Here is a 16,693-nt window from a genome sequence, read left to right as displayed (position 1 = left end):
TTAATTGTGGGTAAAAATAGAGAAATGGGTTTAATAATTATCTGAAAAATGCAAACTTCTTTTTTAGATATGCTTTCATCTGTAATTTAAGGGAAGATATTTTATTACATTTGTGGATCTATCTTGGGTTTTACGACAAGTGAATCTCAAAAATGTTCAATTAAATCAATTATGAAAAGAATACTTATTACCGGAGCAGCAGGATTTTTAGGGTCGCATTTATGTGACCGATTTATTAAAGAAGGCTATTTTGTTATTGGAATGGACAACCTGATTACGGGAGATCTTAAAAATATTGAACATTTATTTAAGTTAGAAAATTTCGAATTTTACCATCACGATATCACCAAGTTTGTTCATATTCCAGGTGATTTAGATTATATTTTGCATTTTGCTTCGCCGGCAAGTCCGATTGATTATTTAAAAATCCCGATTCAGACTTTAAAAGTGGGGTCACTGGGAACGCATAATTTATTAGGTTTAGCAAGAGTTAAAAAAGCGAGAATTCTAATTGCATCAACTTCTGAAGTTTATGGAGATCCATTGGTTCACCCACAAACCGAAGAATATTACGGAAACGTAAATACGATTGGTCCGCGTGGTGTTTACGACGAAGCCAAACGTTTTCAGGAATCGATCACAATGGCGTATCATACTTTTCATGGTGTAGAAACCAGGATCGTGCGTATTTTTAATACATACGGTCCAAGAATGCGATTAAACGACGGACGTGTAATTCCGGCTTTTATTGGACAAGCTTTGCGCGGGGAAGATTTAACGATTTTTGGGGACGGAATGCAAACGCGTTCTTTTTGTTATGTGGACGATCAGGTAGAAGGTATTTTCAGATTATTACATTCTGATTATGTTTTTCCGGTTAATATTGGAAATCCGGACGAAATAACAATTAAGGATTTTGCTGAAGAAATCATCAAATTGACAGGAACAAACCAAAAAGTAGTCTATCATCCATTACCAATAAATGATCCTTTACAGCGTCAGCCAGATACTACAAAAGCGAAAGAATTATTAGGTTGGGAAGCCAAAGTAAGCCGTTCTGAAGGAATGAAAATCACATATGATTATTTCAGATCACTTTCTAAGGAAGAGCTTTCAAAAGAAGAACACAAAGATTTTTCAAGTTATATAAAATAATTCGGAGCGTTAATGAGTGAATTAGTTTCTATTATAACGCCAACTTACAATGCTGAAAAGTTCATCAGGGAAACTTTAAAATCAGTTCAAAATCAAACGTACCAAAACTGGGAAATGATTTTGGTTGATGATGCTTCGACAGATAATACCGTAAAAATTATTTCAGATTTTGCTGAAAAAGACAGTAGAATAAAACTGCTTAAACTAGAAAAAAATTCGGGAAACGGTTTTGCAAGAAATATAGCATTAGAAAAAGCAGTGGGAAAATATATTGCTTATTTAGATGCTGATGATTTATGGTTTCTTAATAAATTAGAAAAACAAATCGCGTTTTTAAAAGCAAATCATTTACCTTTTACTTTTAGTTTTTACGATTGTATTGATGAAGAAGGAAATTCTTTAAACAGAAGAGTAGAAGCTCCAACAAATTTAACATACGACGAACTGTTTTTTTGCAATTACGTTGGCAATTTAACCGCCATTTATGATGCTGATTATTTCGGTAAAATCGTAATTAAAGCTACTCAAAAAAGACAGGATTGGCGTTTGTGGCTCACGATTTTAAAACAAATTCAGGTTACAAAACCAGTTCCCGAACCTTTAGCATTTTACAGAATTAGAAAAGATTCAATTTCATCATCAAAATTCAAATTGATTAAACACAACTTTGGTGTTTATAGAGAATTCCATGGATTTAATTTTGTGTTTTCTGTTTTGTTGATGGTGCGATTTTTATTTACACAGTTGATTATAAAACCTCGATATATAAAGAGATTTTAAAATTCAACTTGATGTCGCAAATTGCGACTTCAAGTTTCAAGGTCACAATTTGTGACCTTGAAAAATTTCACCTAGAATTGGAGGTCACAATTTATGACCTCCAATTTTTTTTAATAGCACGTTTCGATTTCTGTCACAATTTGCGACCTTAAGAATTTCACTTAGAATTGGAAATCACAATTTGTGATCTCCAATTTTTCTCAAGTTTTATTGTAAAAGTTAATCGTAAACTTGAGGTCACAATTTGTGACATCAAGTTTTTAAGATCACAATTTGTGATCTTAAAGAGTTATTTTTTATAGCCAATCTTCACTCTTTCAGACTCATTTTCTTTTTTCTCAGTCAATTCATCTAAATAAGAAAAAACCAATTCAATATTTTTATCATGATTTTCTAGCTTCTTTTGAATCTGAAGAATATCGACTTTTATTTCGGTTGTATCCAAAAGCATTTGTCTCACTTTCGTAAAGATCCTCATAATTTGAATATTGGTTTGAATGGCTTTGTCACTTTTTAGGACACTTGAAAGCATCATAACTCCATGTTCAGTAAATGCCATCGGTGCATATCGTAAACTCATCTTTTCTGAATTGGAGGTCGCAAATTGCGACCTCCAATTTTCAAATTCTATTTTGCTAAGTTCAAACATAAAGTCTTCTGGGAAGCGGTTTAAATTCCTTTTTACTTGTTCCTTTAATCGCTTTGTTTCTACTCCATATAAGAAAGCCAGGTCACGATCAACCATCACTTTTTGACCGCGGATAAAATATATTTTATTTGAAATTGTTTCTTCAGAAAGTAAAGATTGATCGCCCATAAGTTTTTAATTAGTAAAAACAAATGTAAGATTTTATTTATATTATAAATAAGATTTGAATTGCTTTAATTTTCCACGATTGGTTCTTTCTAAAACTTGTTTTCTCGTAAAAGTGAAGTTTAAATTGGGTTCAAGATATAATGAAATGGCTTTTAGTATTTTTTGAATTTGTTCCGAATTTAATTCATTTTCAGCAACGTATTCAATTTCAAAAGTATCTAAATGTGTTTGTTTGATTATAAATTCTTTGACATTTCCATCATCTTCAATAATGCTTTTGGTAACATAATAAAAGGTCAATCCCGGCGATTTTTTTCCACTTGGTAAAATAGCAACGTCATTAGTTCTTCCAATTAATTTTTTTAGAATTGGTTTTTGTGGTGTACTTTTTTCGTCCAAAATTCCAATATCACCAATTTCATATCTAATAAAAGGATTTGCTTTATTGAACAAAGAGGTAATCACAATTCGGCCTTCTTCACCGTAAGGGAGAACCTTATTATTTTCGTCTAAAATTTCGACGAAAAGCGTTTCTGCATTCACTTGCCATTCGCCTTTTGGATTTTCAAAAGCAATTAAATCCAGTTCTGAAGCTCCGTATTCATTGATTACCGGAATACCAAATTGTCTTTCAAGGAGTTTTTTATCCGATTCAAAAAGCATTTCCGAAGTAACAAAACAAGCTTTTAAAGTCGGGCAGATTTCTTTTAGAATGATGTTTTGTTGTTCTAAATATTTCGCAAATAAAACAATCGAACTGGTATAACCGTTGAGGTAATCAAATTTTTTGGTTTTGAATTTCTGCAGAAATTTTTCCAGAACTTCATCAGACAAATCGAAAACCGGAAATCGAAAACGGCGGCTTAAAAAATCTTTAAAACGCTCTTTTTGGTATCCAACAAAATCCATAGGAATACCGTAAAAACGAGCCTGATATGAATGATTAAAATCGATGCTAAACCATCCAAAACGCATAATATTCGAAGCCCAGGTTAAAGCATGCGAATATTTATCTTTAGCAAAAACAAAAGGAGTTCCGCTTGATCCGGAAGTTTTGTTGAGGTATACATTTTTTAAAGCATATCCTTTTGAAAGTCTTTCTGCGAGTGGTTTTTGTAGATTCTGCTTGTTCAGAATGGGTAAGTCTTCCCATTTTAAATCAGTTTTATTTCCAACCAATTCTTGATAAAAAGAATTGTTTTGCAAATGAAAAGCAACAATTTCTTCTTTTTTATTTTGAAGGAAAAGAGCATAATCTTCTTCGGATAAATTCGCAATTCGGTTCAATTCAGCTTTAGCTTTCTTTATCGGAAAACCATTTAATTGAAGCGAAATATCGAAAAGAGAAATCATTTTTTGAAGATTAATTTTCATCAAAAATAATATTATCCAACTACTAACAGAGAAGAATCACGAACTTTTTAAGATTTAATTATTTTTTACGTGCAAAAGCAATTATTTTTGCACCACAACTAAATACAACTATACCATGACAATTTTATTATTGGGATCAGGCGGAAGAGAGCATGCTTTTGCGTGGAAAATGATTCAGAGTCCGCTTTGCGAAAAACTTTTTGTTGCACCAGGAAATGCGGGAACAGCTGGAATTGCTACAAACGTTGCAATGTCTCCAACTGATTTTGATGCTATAAAAGCATTTGTACTAAAAGAAAATGTGAAAATGGTAGTCGTTGGACCTGAAGATCCGTTGGTAAAAGGGATTTATGATTATTTTAAAAACGACGAAAGTTTACAACATATTCCAGTTATTGGGCCATCAAAATTAGGTGCTCAATTAGAAGGAAGTAAAGAATTTGCTAAAGAATTCCTGATAAAACACAACATTCCAACTGCTGCATACGATAGTTTTACTGCCGAAACAGTGGAAAAAGGATGTGAATTTTTAGAAACTTTACAATCACCATACGTTTTAAAAGCAGATGGATTGGCGGCTGGAAAAGGAGTTTTGATTATTCAGGATCTTGAAGAAGCTAAAACCGAATTAAGAAACATGTTGGTTCACGAAAAATTTGGAGCTGCAAGTTCAAAAGTAGTTATCGAAGAATTTTTGGACGGAATCGAATTAAGCTGTTTTGTTTTGACAGACGGTAAAAGCTATAAAATTCTTCCGACAGCAAAAGATTACAAGCGTATTGGTGAAGGTGATACAGGATTAAATACAGGTGGAATGGGAGCCGTTTCTCCAGTTCCTTATGTTGATGCTGTTTTGATGGAAAAAATCGAAACCCGTATAGTAAAACCAACAATCGAAGGTTTTCAAAAAGACGGAATCGAATATAAAGGATTTGTATTTATAGGTTTGATCAATGTAAAAAATGAACCAATTGTTATTGAATACAACGTGAGAATGGGCGATCCTGAAACTGAAGTTGTGGTGCCAAGATTAAAATCTGATTTAGTAGAATTGTTTCAGTCTGTGGCAGATCAAAAGTTAGACACTTTCGAACTAGAAGTTGATCCAAGAAGTGCGACTACAATCATGGTCGTTTCTGGTGGATATCCTGAAGAATTTGAAAAAGGAAAAGTAATTACGGGTTTAGAAAATATTACAGATTCTATAGTTTTTCACGCGGGAACAAAATTAGATAACGAAAATGTCGTTAGTAATGGAGGACGTGTATTAACTGTAACATCATACGGAGACGATTTCCAACAGGCCATAAAAAAATCTTACCAAAACATAGATAAACTAAATTTTGATAAGATGTATTTTAGAAAAGATATCGGCTTCGACTTATTTTAAAAATGAGTGAGCTGTAGTATCTTGGTTTTCTGTTCCGGCGTCATCAAAAATGCGTAATTGTTTAATCCAATAAGCGATTGCGCATGCGCAGATGATCATAAAAATCCAGTTGATTGTGCTTGCAGCAAACCAGCTAACTAGTTCTAAACGACGTAAAAAGTCAAGAGGAGCAAACAAAATGTTAACGAATAAGTATTGTATTCCTTCGAAAAAAGCTGTCATAATTTATAAAATTATATGTTATTTATTGTTTTGTAACGCATTGAAGACAAAATTCAGATAATAGAATCTTTTTTCAACTTGTTGGGTTTTCCTTTTTAAACAAGTATTATATTTACAATCACAAAAGTATAAAATATCCTTATGATAACAAGTGTTTTTAAAAAATCTACACCATTAAATTATTCTTTGGTCGTAATTTTAATACTGGTTTTCTTTTTTCTGTTTGAAATTAAGGAACCATCATGGATGAGTTCTTATTTTTTAGCGTTTCAAAAATTAAGTTTATTATGCTTTATTTTCGCTTCTTTTTTTCTGATAAATTTTATTGTCAAAAAGAATGGACTCAGTAAAGACAATGGTTATTCGATATTTTTCTACTTGTTGTTTATCTTGTTTTTCCCAACGATATTCAATAATCCGAACGTTATATATGCTAACTTTTTTCTGTTATTGGCGCTTCGAAGATTAATTTCACTCCAATCCTTAAAAGCTTCCAAAGAAAAAATATTTGATGCGTCTTTTTGGATTTTAGTAGCTTCATTATTTCACTTTTGGTGTATTCTCTTTCTGATTCTGGTTTTTATTTCAATTGTTTTTCACGTTTCAAGAGATTATAGAAACTGGGTTTTACCATTTATAGCACTACTAGCCGTTGCAATTATGTTTTTTTTGATATCGTTAATTTTTCATTTTAATGCCATTGCGTTTTTTGAAAAACGAGCCGTAATCGATTTAAATATAAATTATTTTAAAAATAATTATGAAAATGGAGCACTTTCAATTTACGTTGCAGTAGCCTTATTTTTTGTAGTTTCAATTGTAACAACTTTGTCAAACAGACCTCAAATTGTACATACTTCCTATAAAAAAGTAGTAGCCTGTTTTTTTATTGCCGCGTTTGTTTTCATACTTTCACCAAACAAAAGCAATGATTTGTTGCTATTTAGTATAACGCCTTTAACGATTATGGCGTCAAGTCATATTGAATATATGCAGCAGAAATTAAACAACGAAATTGTATTTTATGTATTAATTTGTTGTAGCTTGTTTACGTTTTTCTCGCAATTATAATTTGCTTCCGTAAGCAAGATCGCCTGCATCACCAAGTCCCGGTACAATGTAGTTTTTCTCGTTTAATTTTTCGTCTAAGGCAGCAACCCACAAATGACAGTTGTCGGGAAGGTTTTTTTCAAGGTGCGCAACTCCTTCAGGTGCAGCAATAACGACTACAATATGAATTTCTTTTGGAACTGCATTCTGAACTAATTTTTCATGCACCGCCACAATAGATTGACCAGTTGCTAACATTGGATCCAGAAGTAACACCGTTTTATTATTTAAGTTCGAAAGCGCCTGATACTCTACTAAAATTTCAAAAGCATCATCATTATTTGGATGATGTCTGCAGGCTGAAACAAAACTGTTTTCTGCCTGGTCAAAGTAATTTAAAAATCCGTTATGAAGTGGTAATCCAGCTCTTAAAATGGAGCACAAAACCAAATCACTTTCAATTTCTGTCGTTTTTTTAATGCCAAGCGGCGTCTGGATTTCGACATTTTTATAAGACAAATCTTTGCTTAATTCATAGGCCATAATTTCGCCAATTCGTTCGATATTTCTTCGAAAACGCATACTATCGTTCTGAATATTTACATTTCTTATTTGACCCAAAAAGTGATTTAATACGCTATTATTTTCAGATATATAATGAATTTTCATGTGGAGTTTTTAGAATTAGCAATAATTTGTGATACTATAACGAAAAAACAATCGTTTTTTTCACACTATAAAAGTATAAAAAGTATCTTTGTATCTCTAATAAATAAAGACATGTTTTCAAAATTAGCTTATTCTGTTTTCGAACAAAGCATCAAAGATTATCACCAGTTTGATAATGTTGATCAGCCTATAAATAACCCTTATCCAAAAGATAAATTTGAACATTTATTATATCTAAAAAACTGGATTGACACTGTTCAATGGCATTTTGAAGATATTATTCGTGACCCTCAAATTGATCCGGTTGCGGCTTTGACTTTAAAAAGAAGAATCGATGCTTCCAATCAGGAGCGTACAGATATGGTGGAATATATCGATAGTTATTTTTTACAAAAATATAGTGATGTACAAGCAAAAGATGGTGCAAAAATCAATTCTGAAAGTCCGGCCTGGGCTTTTGACAGATTGTCGATTTTAGCTTTGAAAATTTATCATATGCAGGAAGAAGCTAATCGCGCAGAGGCTTCGCAAGAACACAGAGATAAATGTCAGGAAAAACTAAACATTCTTTTAGAACAAAGAAGTGATTTGTCTACAGCAATTGATGATCTATTGTCAGACATTGAAAATGGAGAAAAATTCATGAAAGTGTACAAACAAATGAAAATGTACAACGATGATGATTTGAATCCGGTTTTATATCAAAATAAAAAATAATTGGCAGAATTGTCCAATAAAATTAAGCATATAGCCGTCATGAGACTATCCGCAATGGGAGATGTCGCCATGACGGTTCCTGTTTTACGCGCTTTTGTAAAAGAATATCCAGATGTTAAATTGACAGTGATTTCGCGTCCGTTTTTTAAACCCTTTTTTGACGGAATTCCGAATTTGGAATTTTTTGCTTTTGATGAAAAAGAAAGACACAAAGGTTTTCCAGGACTTTTGCGATTGTATAAAGACGTTAAAAAATTCAAAATTGACGCTTTCGCCGATCTTCATAATGTTTTAAGGTCTAAAGTTGTGAGCTTACTTTTCGCTTTAAGCGGAAAAAAAAGAGCCACAGTCGATAAAGGAAGAGATGGCAAAAAAGAATTAACCCGAGCAGAAAAAAAGATTTTCAGGCAATTACCAACGATGTTTGAAAGACATGCAAAAGTGTTTGAAGAATTGGGTTTTTCTTTAGATTTATCAAATCCTGAATTTCCTGAAAAAGCAAAATTAGGTGAAGATATTTTGGAAATTATCGGAAACCAAAACCAAAAACTTATCGGAATTGCGCCTTTTGCTCAATATAATTCTAAAGTTTATCCGATTGATTTAATGATGGAAGTTATTTCGAAATTAGCAGAAGATCAGTCGAATAAAATTTTACTTTTTGGCGGAGGAAAAAAAGAAATCGAAATATTAGATTCACTTTCAAAACCATTTGAAAATGTAATCAATATGGCTGTAAAAATTAAATTTCAACAGGAATTACAATTGATCAGCAATCTCGATGTAATGCTTTCTATGGATTCCGGAAATGCACATATTGCCGCAATGTTAGGAGTAAAAGTGGTTACACTTTGGGGTGCAACACATCCGTACGCGGGATTTTTGCCATTCAATCAAAGTTTGAATAATGCTTTAACAGCTGATAGAAATCAATATCCAAAACTACCAACATCCGTTTACGGCAATAAAATCGTTGAAGGTTATGAAGATGCGATGAGAACAATTTCTTCGAAAGATGTAATTGCTAAAATGGAAGAACAGTTTTCAAAATAAATCTTAGAGAAATTCCAATAAAAAAATTCCAAATCCCAACTTAACAATTGGGATTTGGAATTTTTTATTTTGGGAATAATTTTTGTCTAAGTTTTAAGATTATGACTCATTTCTCATAAATCAAGAAAAAGATATCCCATTGGTTTCTTTTTGTTTCTATCAACAACAATTTTAACAAAATGATTTTCTTTTTCAGTAGCCAGTAAAACATGTTCAAAATCTTCGGTTGAATTCCTATAAACTTTATATATCAATTCTGATTCTTTAATTTTATTGGATAAAATTTTGGCTGCTTTTAATTCACTTACGTAGGGCCAAATATTAAAAAAAGTACCATTAGAGACTGATATTTCTGCCATTCCCTCACTGATTGATGAACTATACTTTTCTTTTGAAAGTAATTTAGGGCCTTTTCTGTTTCTTCTTTTTTTAATTATTAAGTAGACACAAAAAAAAGATGTTATTACAAAGAGTAATATAAAAGACAGACGAAGGTAGTGATGCATTGCCATAATATTTAATGTTTTAAACTTGTTGACAAAAGATATAGCTTTACAAACTTATTTTAAGATGAAAAAAGGTGTAAGAGCTAATCGCACTACTAATATACTAAATATTTACCACATTTTTTAAAAAATAGTTAATTTTTATTCGTTTTTTTACACATTGTTCAAAGGTGTTATTGTTGGCCGACTTACATTTTTCGAAGTGACAACTGTATTATGAATTTGTCAAATTTTAAACTCTGACAAAGAAGGAAGGTGTTAATAAAAAATTCCAAATTCCAATTATAAAGTTGGAATTTGGAATTTGTATATTGGAATTTGTCACAGCCATATTTTCTCTTCCTGACATCTGTTATAAATGTATTCCTTAAGATTCGAAATCGTAGCTTCATAGTTTGGAGCTTCATAACCAAATCGTTCGTGTTCCATTTGTTCTTTTTCTATAGAATTGCATCCCTTTATAACTTCTTTGAGCATATCTAGCATCGCAAGTTCTTTGTTATTGTTTTTTTGGAATTTAAACTCTACAATTTCATCTTGAAGCTCTTCACAATATTCAATAAGTTTTTCGACTTCAGGCTCTTCTAAAAGATGTTCCTTATTTTTAAAAATTTCTCTAACTGATCTCATAATAGTTAAATATTAAATTCCAATTTTTTTAAATCCCAAATTCCAATCATAGTAGGGTAATGTAATTTGAAGTTTAAATCCTACAAAAATATTAAAAAACTTACAAAAAAATAAAAAATATTATAAAATAAAAAAATTCCAAGCTCCAATTGTAAGATTGGAATTTGGAATTTAAAATATTGGAATTTTACGCTCTACACATCATCATAATCTACGTAAATAGATTCTGAAGTTGGGTGTGCCTGACAAGTTAAAATTAAGCCAGAAGCGATTTCTTTATCCGTTAAAATAGAATTTTTTGTCATCTCTGCAGTTCCAGCAGTTACGCGTGCTAAACAGCTGCTGCAAATTCCGCCCTGGCAAGAATATGGAGCATCAATTCCTTGTTTTAAAGCTGCATCCAGAATCGTTTGTTTTTGAGACATTTCAAAAGAAACTTCATCATCATCAACTAAAACTGTAATTTTTGTATGTCCTTCAAGCGAAGTTTTTATTTCATGTTCTTGTGATGAAGTAGTAAAAAGTTCAAACTTAATAGCCGATTCTTTTACATTTTTCTCTTTCAAAATATCAGAAACCGTATTAATCATTTCTTCAGGTCCGCACAAATAAAACTTGTCAAATTGAAGTTCTTTGTGTTTGTTGTTCAGAACAAAATTCACTGCAGATTTTTCGATTCTTCCAAACAATGCATTCTCAGCTTTCGCCTGACTAAATACATAATGCACGAAAAAACGCCCAACATATTTTAATTGCAAATCGTGAAGTTCCTGATGAAAGATAGTTTCGTTAGGAGTTTTATTCCCGTAAACTAATACAAATGAGCTTTTTGGCTCGCTTTTTAAGACTGATTTTATAATAGAAAGTACAGGAGTAATTCCACTTCCTGCTACAAAAGCAGCATAATTTTTTTGTCTCTCAGCATCTGGTTCAAAAGTAAATTTTCCTTCCGGATGACCTACTTCAAGAACATCTCCAGCTTTCAGTTTCGTATTAGCAAATTGAGAGAACAATCCGTTTTTGACTGCTTTTACAGCAATTCGCAATTCACCACTTTCTGGTGCAGAACAAATGGAATAAGCACGACGAATTTCTTGATTATCAAGAGTTAATTTTAAATTTATATATTGTCCTGCAATAAATTTATAGTCTGGTTTTAGTTCCTCTGGAACATTAAAAAGTATAGAAACGGCATCGGTTGTTTCGCGTTTTACCTCTTTAATTATCAGTTTTAAGAATGAAGGCATGATTGTATATTTTATGCAAAAGTAGCAAACAGAGATTAATTCACAGGTACTAAACTATTATTTTTAACTTTTTTTGTAACGTTTTCTTACATTTGATCTCTTACTACAAAACTCAAAACCAATTAACCATGATTAAAAAGTTTATTTATCTCGAATGGAAAGCCTTTACCAGATCGGCGTCGTTTGGAGCGAACCTGGCAATGAAAATTTTGTTAGGTTTTTTAATGATTTATTTTTCACTGCTTTTTATTGGAGCAGGTGTTGGAGCATTTTATTTATTGAAAAAAATGAACTTCGAACCATTAATAACAATCAATAAATTTTTAATCTATTATTTTCTGTTTGATCTGGTAATTCGTTTATTGATGCAGGCAATTCCGGTTTTAAATATTAAACCCTTATTAGTTTTACCTTTTAAAAAACCAACGATTGTTCACTTTTCATTAGGGAAAACAGCATTGTCTTTTTTTAACTGGGGTCACGCACTTTTCTTTGTTCCTTTTTCGATTGTGCTGGCATTAGAAGGTTATGATATTATCGGAATCATAATGTGGCTTCTGGCGATTTTCTCTTTAATATATATCAATAATTTTTTAAATATTATTCTAAGCAATATTGACAAATTATTTATTGTTTTTGTGGGAATTGCAATTGGTTTGGGAGCAGCACAATATTATAAATTATTTGATATTACTGTTTTTACAACGCCTTTTTTTCAGGGATTATATTCTCAAAAGGGATTGTTTTTAATTCCGGTTTTAGTGCTAATTGGACTTTATCAATTTACATTTAAGTACTTTAAAAATAATTTATTTTTAGATGCAGGACTTTCTAAAAAAGAAGATATTGCAGCAACCGAAAATCTGGTTTGGTTAAATCAATTTGGAACATTAGGAACATTTCTTAAAAATGATATTAAATTAATCCGAAGAAATAAAAGATCGAAAACTACACTGATAATGAGTTTTTTCTTTTTGTTTTATGGATTGATTTTTTTTGGGAATACACATCAACCTGCGGTAATGTATATTTTTGCCGGAATCTTCGTGTCGGGCGGATTTTTATTTGTCTTCGGACAGTTTGTACCAAGTTGGGATAGTTCGTATTATCAATTAATGATGACACAAAATATTCCATACAGGGGTTATATTACTTCAAAATGGTGGCTTGTTGTTATTGCCACTTTTATCTCGACAATATTAGCCTCGTTTTACCTTTTTTACGGATGGGAAGTTTACCTGACAATTGTTGTTGGTGCAATTTATAATATTGGGGTTAATTCGCATTTGGTGCTTTTGGGAGGTGCATTTACTAAAACACCAATCGATTTGAGTAATGCCAGTGGTGCTTTTGGAGACAAAAAAGCATTCAACGTGAGTGCCATGTTATTGACCTTGCCAAAATTATTATTGCCATTAGGACTTTACGGTCTGGGACTTTATTTGGGAGACAAAACCCTCGGATTATTATTGGTTGCAGGAGCAGGAGTTTTAGGTTTTGTATTTAGAAATTCGGTTTTCTCCTTAATCGAAAAAAGATATAAGATCGAAAAATATAGTACGATCAGCGCCTATAAACAAAAGAATTAATTAGTCAATTTGATAATGTGTCAATTAGATAATTAACATCAATTGACTTAATCGTAAATCAATCCCGAGACTTCGGGACAAAAATCTAAAATTACTATGATACAAGTAAATCAACTTTCAAAAAAATATAACGGAACAACAGTTTTAAACATCAACAATCTTGAAATTCCAAAAGGACAAAGTTTTGGATTAGTAGGTAATAACGGAGCAGGAAAAACCACTTTTTTCAGTTTGTTATTAGATTTGATTCAGCCTTCAACGGGGCATATCACAAGCAATAACATTCAGGTTAATACAAATGAAAACTGGAAATCTTTTACAGGATCATTTTTAGATGAAAGTTTCCTTATTGGCTATCTAACTCCTGAAGAATACTTTTATTTTATTGGCGATTTACGCCATCAGAATAAAGCTGATATCGATACGTTGTTAGCGCAACATGAAGAGTTTTTTAATGGAGAAATTCTGAACAACAAAAAATACCTGCGTGATTTATCTAAAGGAAACCAGAAGAAAGTCGGCATAATTGCTACACTAATAGGAAATCCGGAAGTCGTTATTTTAGATGAACCTTTTGCAAATTTAGATCCAACAACAGTTAGCCGCTTAAAAAAGATTATTAAAGATTTGGCAGAAAATCCAAATGTTACGGTTTTGGTTTCGAGTCACGATTTGCAGCATACTGTCGAGGTTTGTGACCGAATTGTAGCATTAAATAAAGGGGAAATAGTGAAAGATATTCAGACCTCAAAAGAGACACTTCAGGAACTGGAATCGTTTTTTGCTGTTTAAGTTTCTATATTTCAAAAAGAAGCGTATTTTTACCAGTCATTATACTAAAAAGCCTTTTTAGAAGTTAATGGATTTAAACTCTTTTCTATTGAAAAAGAATACTCTAAAATATTGTTTTCCGTTCGTGTTTTTATTCTTTTTGATAGCTTGCTCTACCAAAAAGAACACTTTTGTGTCTAGAAATTCCCATGCTTTAAGTACAAAATATAACATTTTGTACAATGGAGGTATTGGGCTTGAAAAAGGTTTAAAATCTATTCAGGCAAATGATCAGGATAATTTTTGGAAGATGCTGCCCATTGAAAAAATGCAGGTTGACGAAAATTATTCAGGAGAAGAAAAAGCTAAAAACCCTGATTTTGAATTAGCTGAAACAAAAGCAACAAAAGCAATTCAGAAACACTCCATGAATATCGGCGGAAGGGAAAAAAACTCCCAAATTGATGAGGCGTACTTAATGCTGGGGAAAGCGCGTTATTATGATCAGCGTTTTATTCCGGCTCTGGAGGCATTCAATTATATTTTATATAAATACCCAAATAGCAGTAATATTTACACAGCAAAAATCTGGCGTGAAAAAACCAATATGCGTTTAGGAAATGATGCTATTGTTGTAAAAAACATTAGGCTTTTATTAAAAAATACGGACTTAAATAAGCAAACATTTTCAGATGCAAATGCGTTACTGGCCGAAGCTTTTTTACATTTAGAACAAAAAGATAGTGCTGTAGCGAAACTTAGAATTGCAGAAGATTTCTCTAGAATAAATGAAGACAAAGCACGTTATCGTTTTATTTTGGGGCAGATGTATCAGGAAGCCGGAAAAAAAGATAGCGCGATTTATTTTTATAATGGCGTAATCGACATGAACCGCAAAGCTGATCGAAAATACATGATGCATGCTTACGCGAGAAAAGCTCAGATGTTTGACTATGAAAATGGTGATCAGGATATGTTTATTGAAGCCTATAACAAATTGGTAGACGATCGCGAAAACAGACCTTATTACGATATCCTTTTTTATGAAATGGGAGTTTTTTTCGACAATTATAAAGAACAGGAAAACGCACTGGAATTTTATAACAAATCGTTAGCCAGAAAATCGAAAGATCCTTATTTGGTAGCTTCGACTTATAGAAACATTGGAAACATGTATTTTAAAAATACAGATTATACCATGGCTGCCAAATATTATGACAGTACATTGGTGAAATTAGATCCTAAAAGCAGGGAATTTGCTTTTATTGAAAAAAACCGAAAAAATTTAGACAATGTTATAAAATACGAAGGAATTGCCAAGCGCAATGACAGTATTATAAAGGTTTATGGTTTACCAGAAGTAGAAAGAAAAGCCTATTTTGAAAATTATATTGCTGAACTTAAAAAGAAAGATGAGGCAAAACGTATTTTTGAAGAAAAGGAAAAAGAGAAACTGGAAAATGTGGAGCGTAATTCAAAAGCAGGTAACTTACCGACAGCTGTAAATCCGCAAGCACCAGTCCCTACTGATTTGGCGGGAGGAGGAGCATTTAATCCTCCAGGTGCAAATGATCAGGCGAGTACATTTTATTTTTACAATCCAACAACGGTTGCGTACGGAAAGGTACAATTCAGAAAAATGTGGGGAAACCGATCTTTAACCGGAAATTGGCGTCTAGGCTCAAAAACTATTTTTAATCCTGCGATCAAAGATTCACTAAGTATTCGTCAGGATTCGATTAATGCATTAAAGGATTCTGTAGTAGTTGAAAAATATACGACGGCGTTTTACGAAAAACAGCTTCCAACAAGTCAGGTTGTTATGGATAGTATTGGTAAAGAACGAAATTTTGCCTATTATCAGTTAGGACTTATTTATAAAGAAAAATTCAAGGAATATAATTTAGCCAGCGATAAATTAGAACAATTGTTAAGAAACAATCCTGAAGAAAAACTGGTATTGCCATCGATGTATAATTTGTATAAAATATATCAAATTACAAATCCGGCTAAAGCCGAGAAAGTAAAATCTGATATTACAGGAAATTATCCGGCTTCCAGATATGCTCAAATTTTAAATAATACAAATGCTGGTGATTTGGCGTCGCCTGATAAAGAATATAAAAAGTGGTATAAATTATATGAAGAAGAGCAATTTGATGTTGTTTTAGATAATATTGATAATTTAATTAATCAATATGCCGGCGATGAAATTGTTTCTAAATATGAATTACTGAAAGCTAATACATTAGGAAAAGTAAATGGTCTGACGGCTTATAAAAAAGGGCTAGAAAACGTTGCAGATAATTATCCAAACAGTGAAGAAGGAAAAAATGCACGTGAAATTTTAGAGAAACAAATTCCGAGTTTGGAAAAACTTGATTTTACCGCAGTAGATGGAAAAAACTGGAAAATTTTATATTTAGTTTCTAATAATGATTCTCAAACAATTAAAAAAATTGAAGAAGCTATTAGAGTATTTTTGTTAGTTGAAAATTATGAGCGACTAACAACTTCTTTAGATAAATACAATAAAACCCAAAGTTTTGTAGTTATCCATGGAGTAAAATCTGAGGCATATGCCAGAGATCTTTCAGGAGTTTTTAGAGACGATAAAAAGTATAAAATCACACAGCCGGCAATAATTATTTCGAGTGATAATTACAAAGTGATTCAAATCAAAAAAAATCTTGAGACTTATTTAGCGCCAAAAAATCCATAAA

16 protein-coding genes are annotated in these 16,693 nt (G+C 31.9%); 9 read left to right on the top strand and 7 right to left on the bottom strand.

What is annotated here, in order from left to right; translation table 11 throughout:
* The first annotated feature begins 171 nt into the window (after positions 1-171).
* Entirely contained in the window at positions 172-1,155 is a 984-nt protein-coding gene (locus tag IHE43_RS02510; protein ID WP_192186530.1) for a UDP-glucuronic acid decarboxylase family protein, read from the top strand.
* 12 nt (positions 1,156-1,167) lie between these two features.
* Positions 1,168-1,935 (top strand): glycosyltransferase family 2 protein, encoded by a 768-nt coding sequence (locus tag IHE43_RS02505; protein WP_192186529.1) that lies wholly within the window; start codon positions 1,168-1,170, stop codon positions 1,933-1,935.
* 289 nt (positions 1,936-2,224) lie between these two features.
* Here the strand turns inward: IHE43_RS02505 and IHE43_RS02500 are convergent, their stop codons facing one another.
* Together IHE43_RS02500 and IHE43_RS02495 are read right to left on the bottom strand one after the other, a co-directional pair.
* Positions 2,225-2,752 carry an ORF6N domain-containing protein gene (locus IHE43_RS02500; RefSeq protein WP_192186528.1) on the bottom strand — a complete coding sequence of 176 codons (528 nt, stop codon included), beginning with the start codon at positions 2,750-2,752 and terminating at the stop codon, positions 2,225-2,227.
* Between the two features lie 42 nt (positions 2,753-2,794).
* Positions 2,795-4,105: a phenylacetate--CoA ligase family protein gene (locus tag IHE43_RS02495; protein ID WP_192186527.1), complete on the bottom strand. Its 1,311-nt coding sequence runs from the start codon at positions 4,103-4,105 to the stop codon at positions 2,795-2,797.
* 136 nt (positions 4,106-4,241) lie between these two features.
* Between IHE43_RS02495 and purD the strand changes: the two genes are divergently transcribed.
* Entirely contained in the window at positions 4,242-5,516 is a 1,275-nt protein-coding gene (gene purD, locus IHE43_RS02490) for a phosphoribosylamine--glycine ligase (protein WP_192186526.1), read from the top strand.
* On the opposite strand, the gene IHE43_RS02485 is transcribed toward purD, so the two are convergent.
* Positions 5,508-5,738: a uracil phosphoribosyltransferase gene (locus IHE43_RS02485; protein WP_192186525.1), complete on the bottom strand. Its 231-nt coding sequence runs from the start codon at positions 5,736-5,738 to the stop codon at positions 5,508-5,510. The two genes, purD and IHE43_RS02485, sit on opposite strands and share 9 nt — an antisense overlap.
* Positions 5,739-5,879: 141 nt before the next feature.
* Here IHE43_RS02485 and IHE43_RS02480 point away from each other — a divergent pair, with 141 nt between their 5' ends.
* Positions 5,880-6,809, top strand: coding sequence for a DUF6427 family protein (locus IHE43_RS02480; protein ID WP_192186524.1), 930 nt, complete (start codon positions 5,880-5,882; stop codon positions 6,807-6,809).
* On the opposite strand, the gene upp is transcribed toward IHE43_RS02480, so the two are convergent.
* A complete protein-coding gene (upp, locus tag IHE43_RS02475; protein ID WP_192186523.1) occupies positions 6,804-7,457 on the bottom strand; it encodes a uracil phosphoribosyltransferase in 654 nt (217 codons plus the stop codon). The two genes, IHE43_RS02480 and upp, sit on opposite strands and share 6 nt — an antisense overlap.
* A gap of 111 nt (positions 7,458-7,568) precedes the next feature.
* Here upp and IHE43_RS02470 point away from each other — a divergent pair, with 111 nt between their 5' ends.
* Together IHE43_RS02470 and IHE43_RS02465 are read left to right on the top strand one after the other, a co-directional pair.
* Positions 7,569-8,174 carry a DUF4254 domain-containing protein gene (locus IHE43_RS02470; protein ID WP_056196870.1) on the top strand — a complete coding sequence of 202 codons (606 nt, stop codon included), beginning with the start codon at positions 7,569-7,571 and terminating at the stop codon, positions 8,172-8,174.
* Positions 8,175-8,213: 39 nt separating this feature from the next.
* Positions 8,214-9,227 (top strand): glycosyltransferase family 9 protein, encoded by a 1,014-nt coding sequence (locus tag IHE43_RS02465; RefSeq protein ID WP_192186522.1) that lies wholly within the window; start codon positions 8,214-8,216, stop codon positions 9,225-9,227.
* Positions 9,228-9,340: 113 nt separating this feature from the next.
* Here IHE43_RS02465 and IHE43_RS02460 read toward each other — a convergent pair whose 3' ends face one another.
* The 3 genes from IHE43_RS02460 to IHE43_RS02450 form a co-directional block, all read right to left on the bottom strand.
* On the bottom strand, positions 9,341-9,739 hold the full coding sequence (locus tag IHE43_RS02460) for a hypothetical protein (protein ID WP_192186521.1): 399 nt from the start codon (positions 9,737-9,739) through the stop codon (positions 9,341-9,343).
* A 315-nt stretch (positions 9,740-10,054) separates the two neighbouring features.
* Positions 10,055-10,363, bottom strand: a complete 309-nt coding sequence (locus IHE43_RS02455) for a hypothetical protein (RefSeq protein ID WP_192186520.1) — start codon at positions 10,361-10,363, stop codon at positions 10,055-10,057.
* Between the two features lie 194 nt (positions 10,364-10,557).
* Complete coding sequence (locus tag IHE43_RS02450) at positions 10,558-11,610, bottom strand: ferredoxin--NADP reductase (RefSeq protein ID WP_192186519.1); 1,053 nt, start codon at positions 11,608-11,610, stop codon at positions 10,558-10,560.
* 128 nt (positions 11,611-11,738) lie between these two features.
* On the opposite strand from IHE43_RS02450, the gene IHE43_RS02445 reads away from it, so the two are divergent.
* The 3 genes from IHE43_RS02445 (at position 11,739) to IHE43_RS02435 (ending at position 16,692) form a co-directional block, all read left to right on the top strand.
* Entirely contained in the window at positions 11,739-13,199 is a 1,461-nt protein-coding gene (locus IHE43_RS02445; protein WP_192186518.1) for a DUF5687 family protein, read from the top strand.
* 96 nt (positions 13,200-13,295) lie between these two features.
* Entirely contained in the window at positions 13,296-13,991 is a 696-nt protein-coding gene (locus tag IHE43_RS02440; RefSeq protein WP_192186517.1) for an ABC transporter ATP-binding protein, read from the top strand.
* A gap of 88 nt (positions 13,992-14,079) precedes the next feature.
* Entirely contained in the window at positions 14,080-16,692 is a 2,613-nt protein-coding gene (locus tag IHE43_RS02435; protein ID WP_192186516.1) for a tetratricopeptide repeat protein, read from the top strand.
* The last annotated feature ends 1 nt before the right edge of the window (position 16,693 follow it).

Origin of the sequence: Flavobacterium sp. MDT1-60 (genome assembly GCF_014844035.1) — a bacterium.
In the GTDB taxonomy this organism is placed as follows: Bacteria; Bacteroidota; Bacteroidia; order Flavobacteriales; family Flavobacteriaceae; genus Flavobacterium.
Note: the sequence above shows the minus strand (reverse complement) of the source record. Positions and strands in the feature narration are given on the sequence as shown.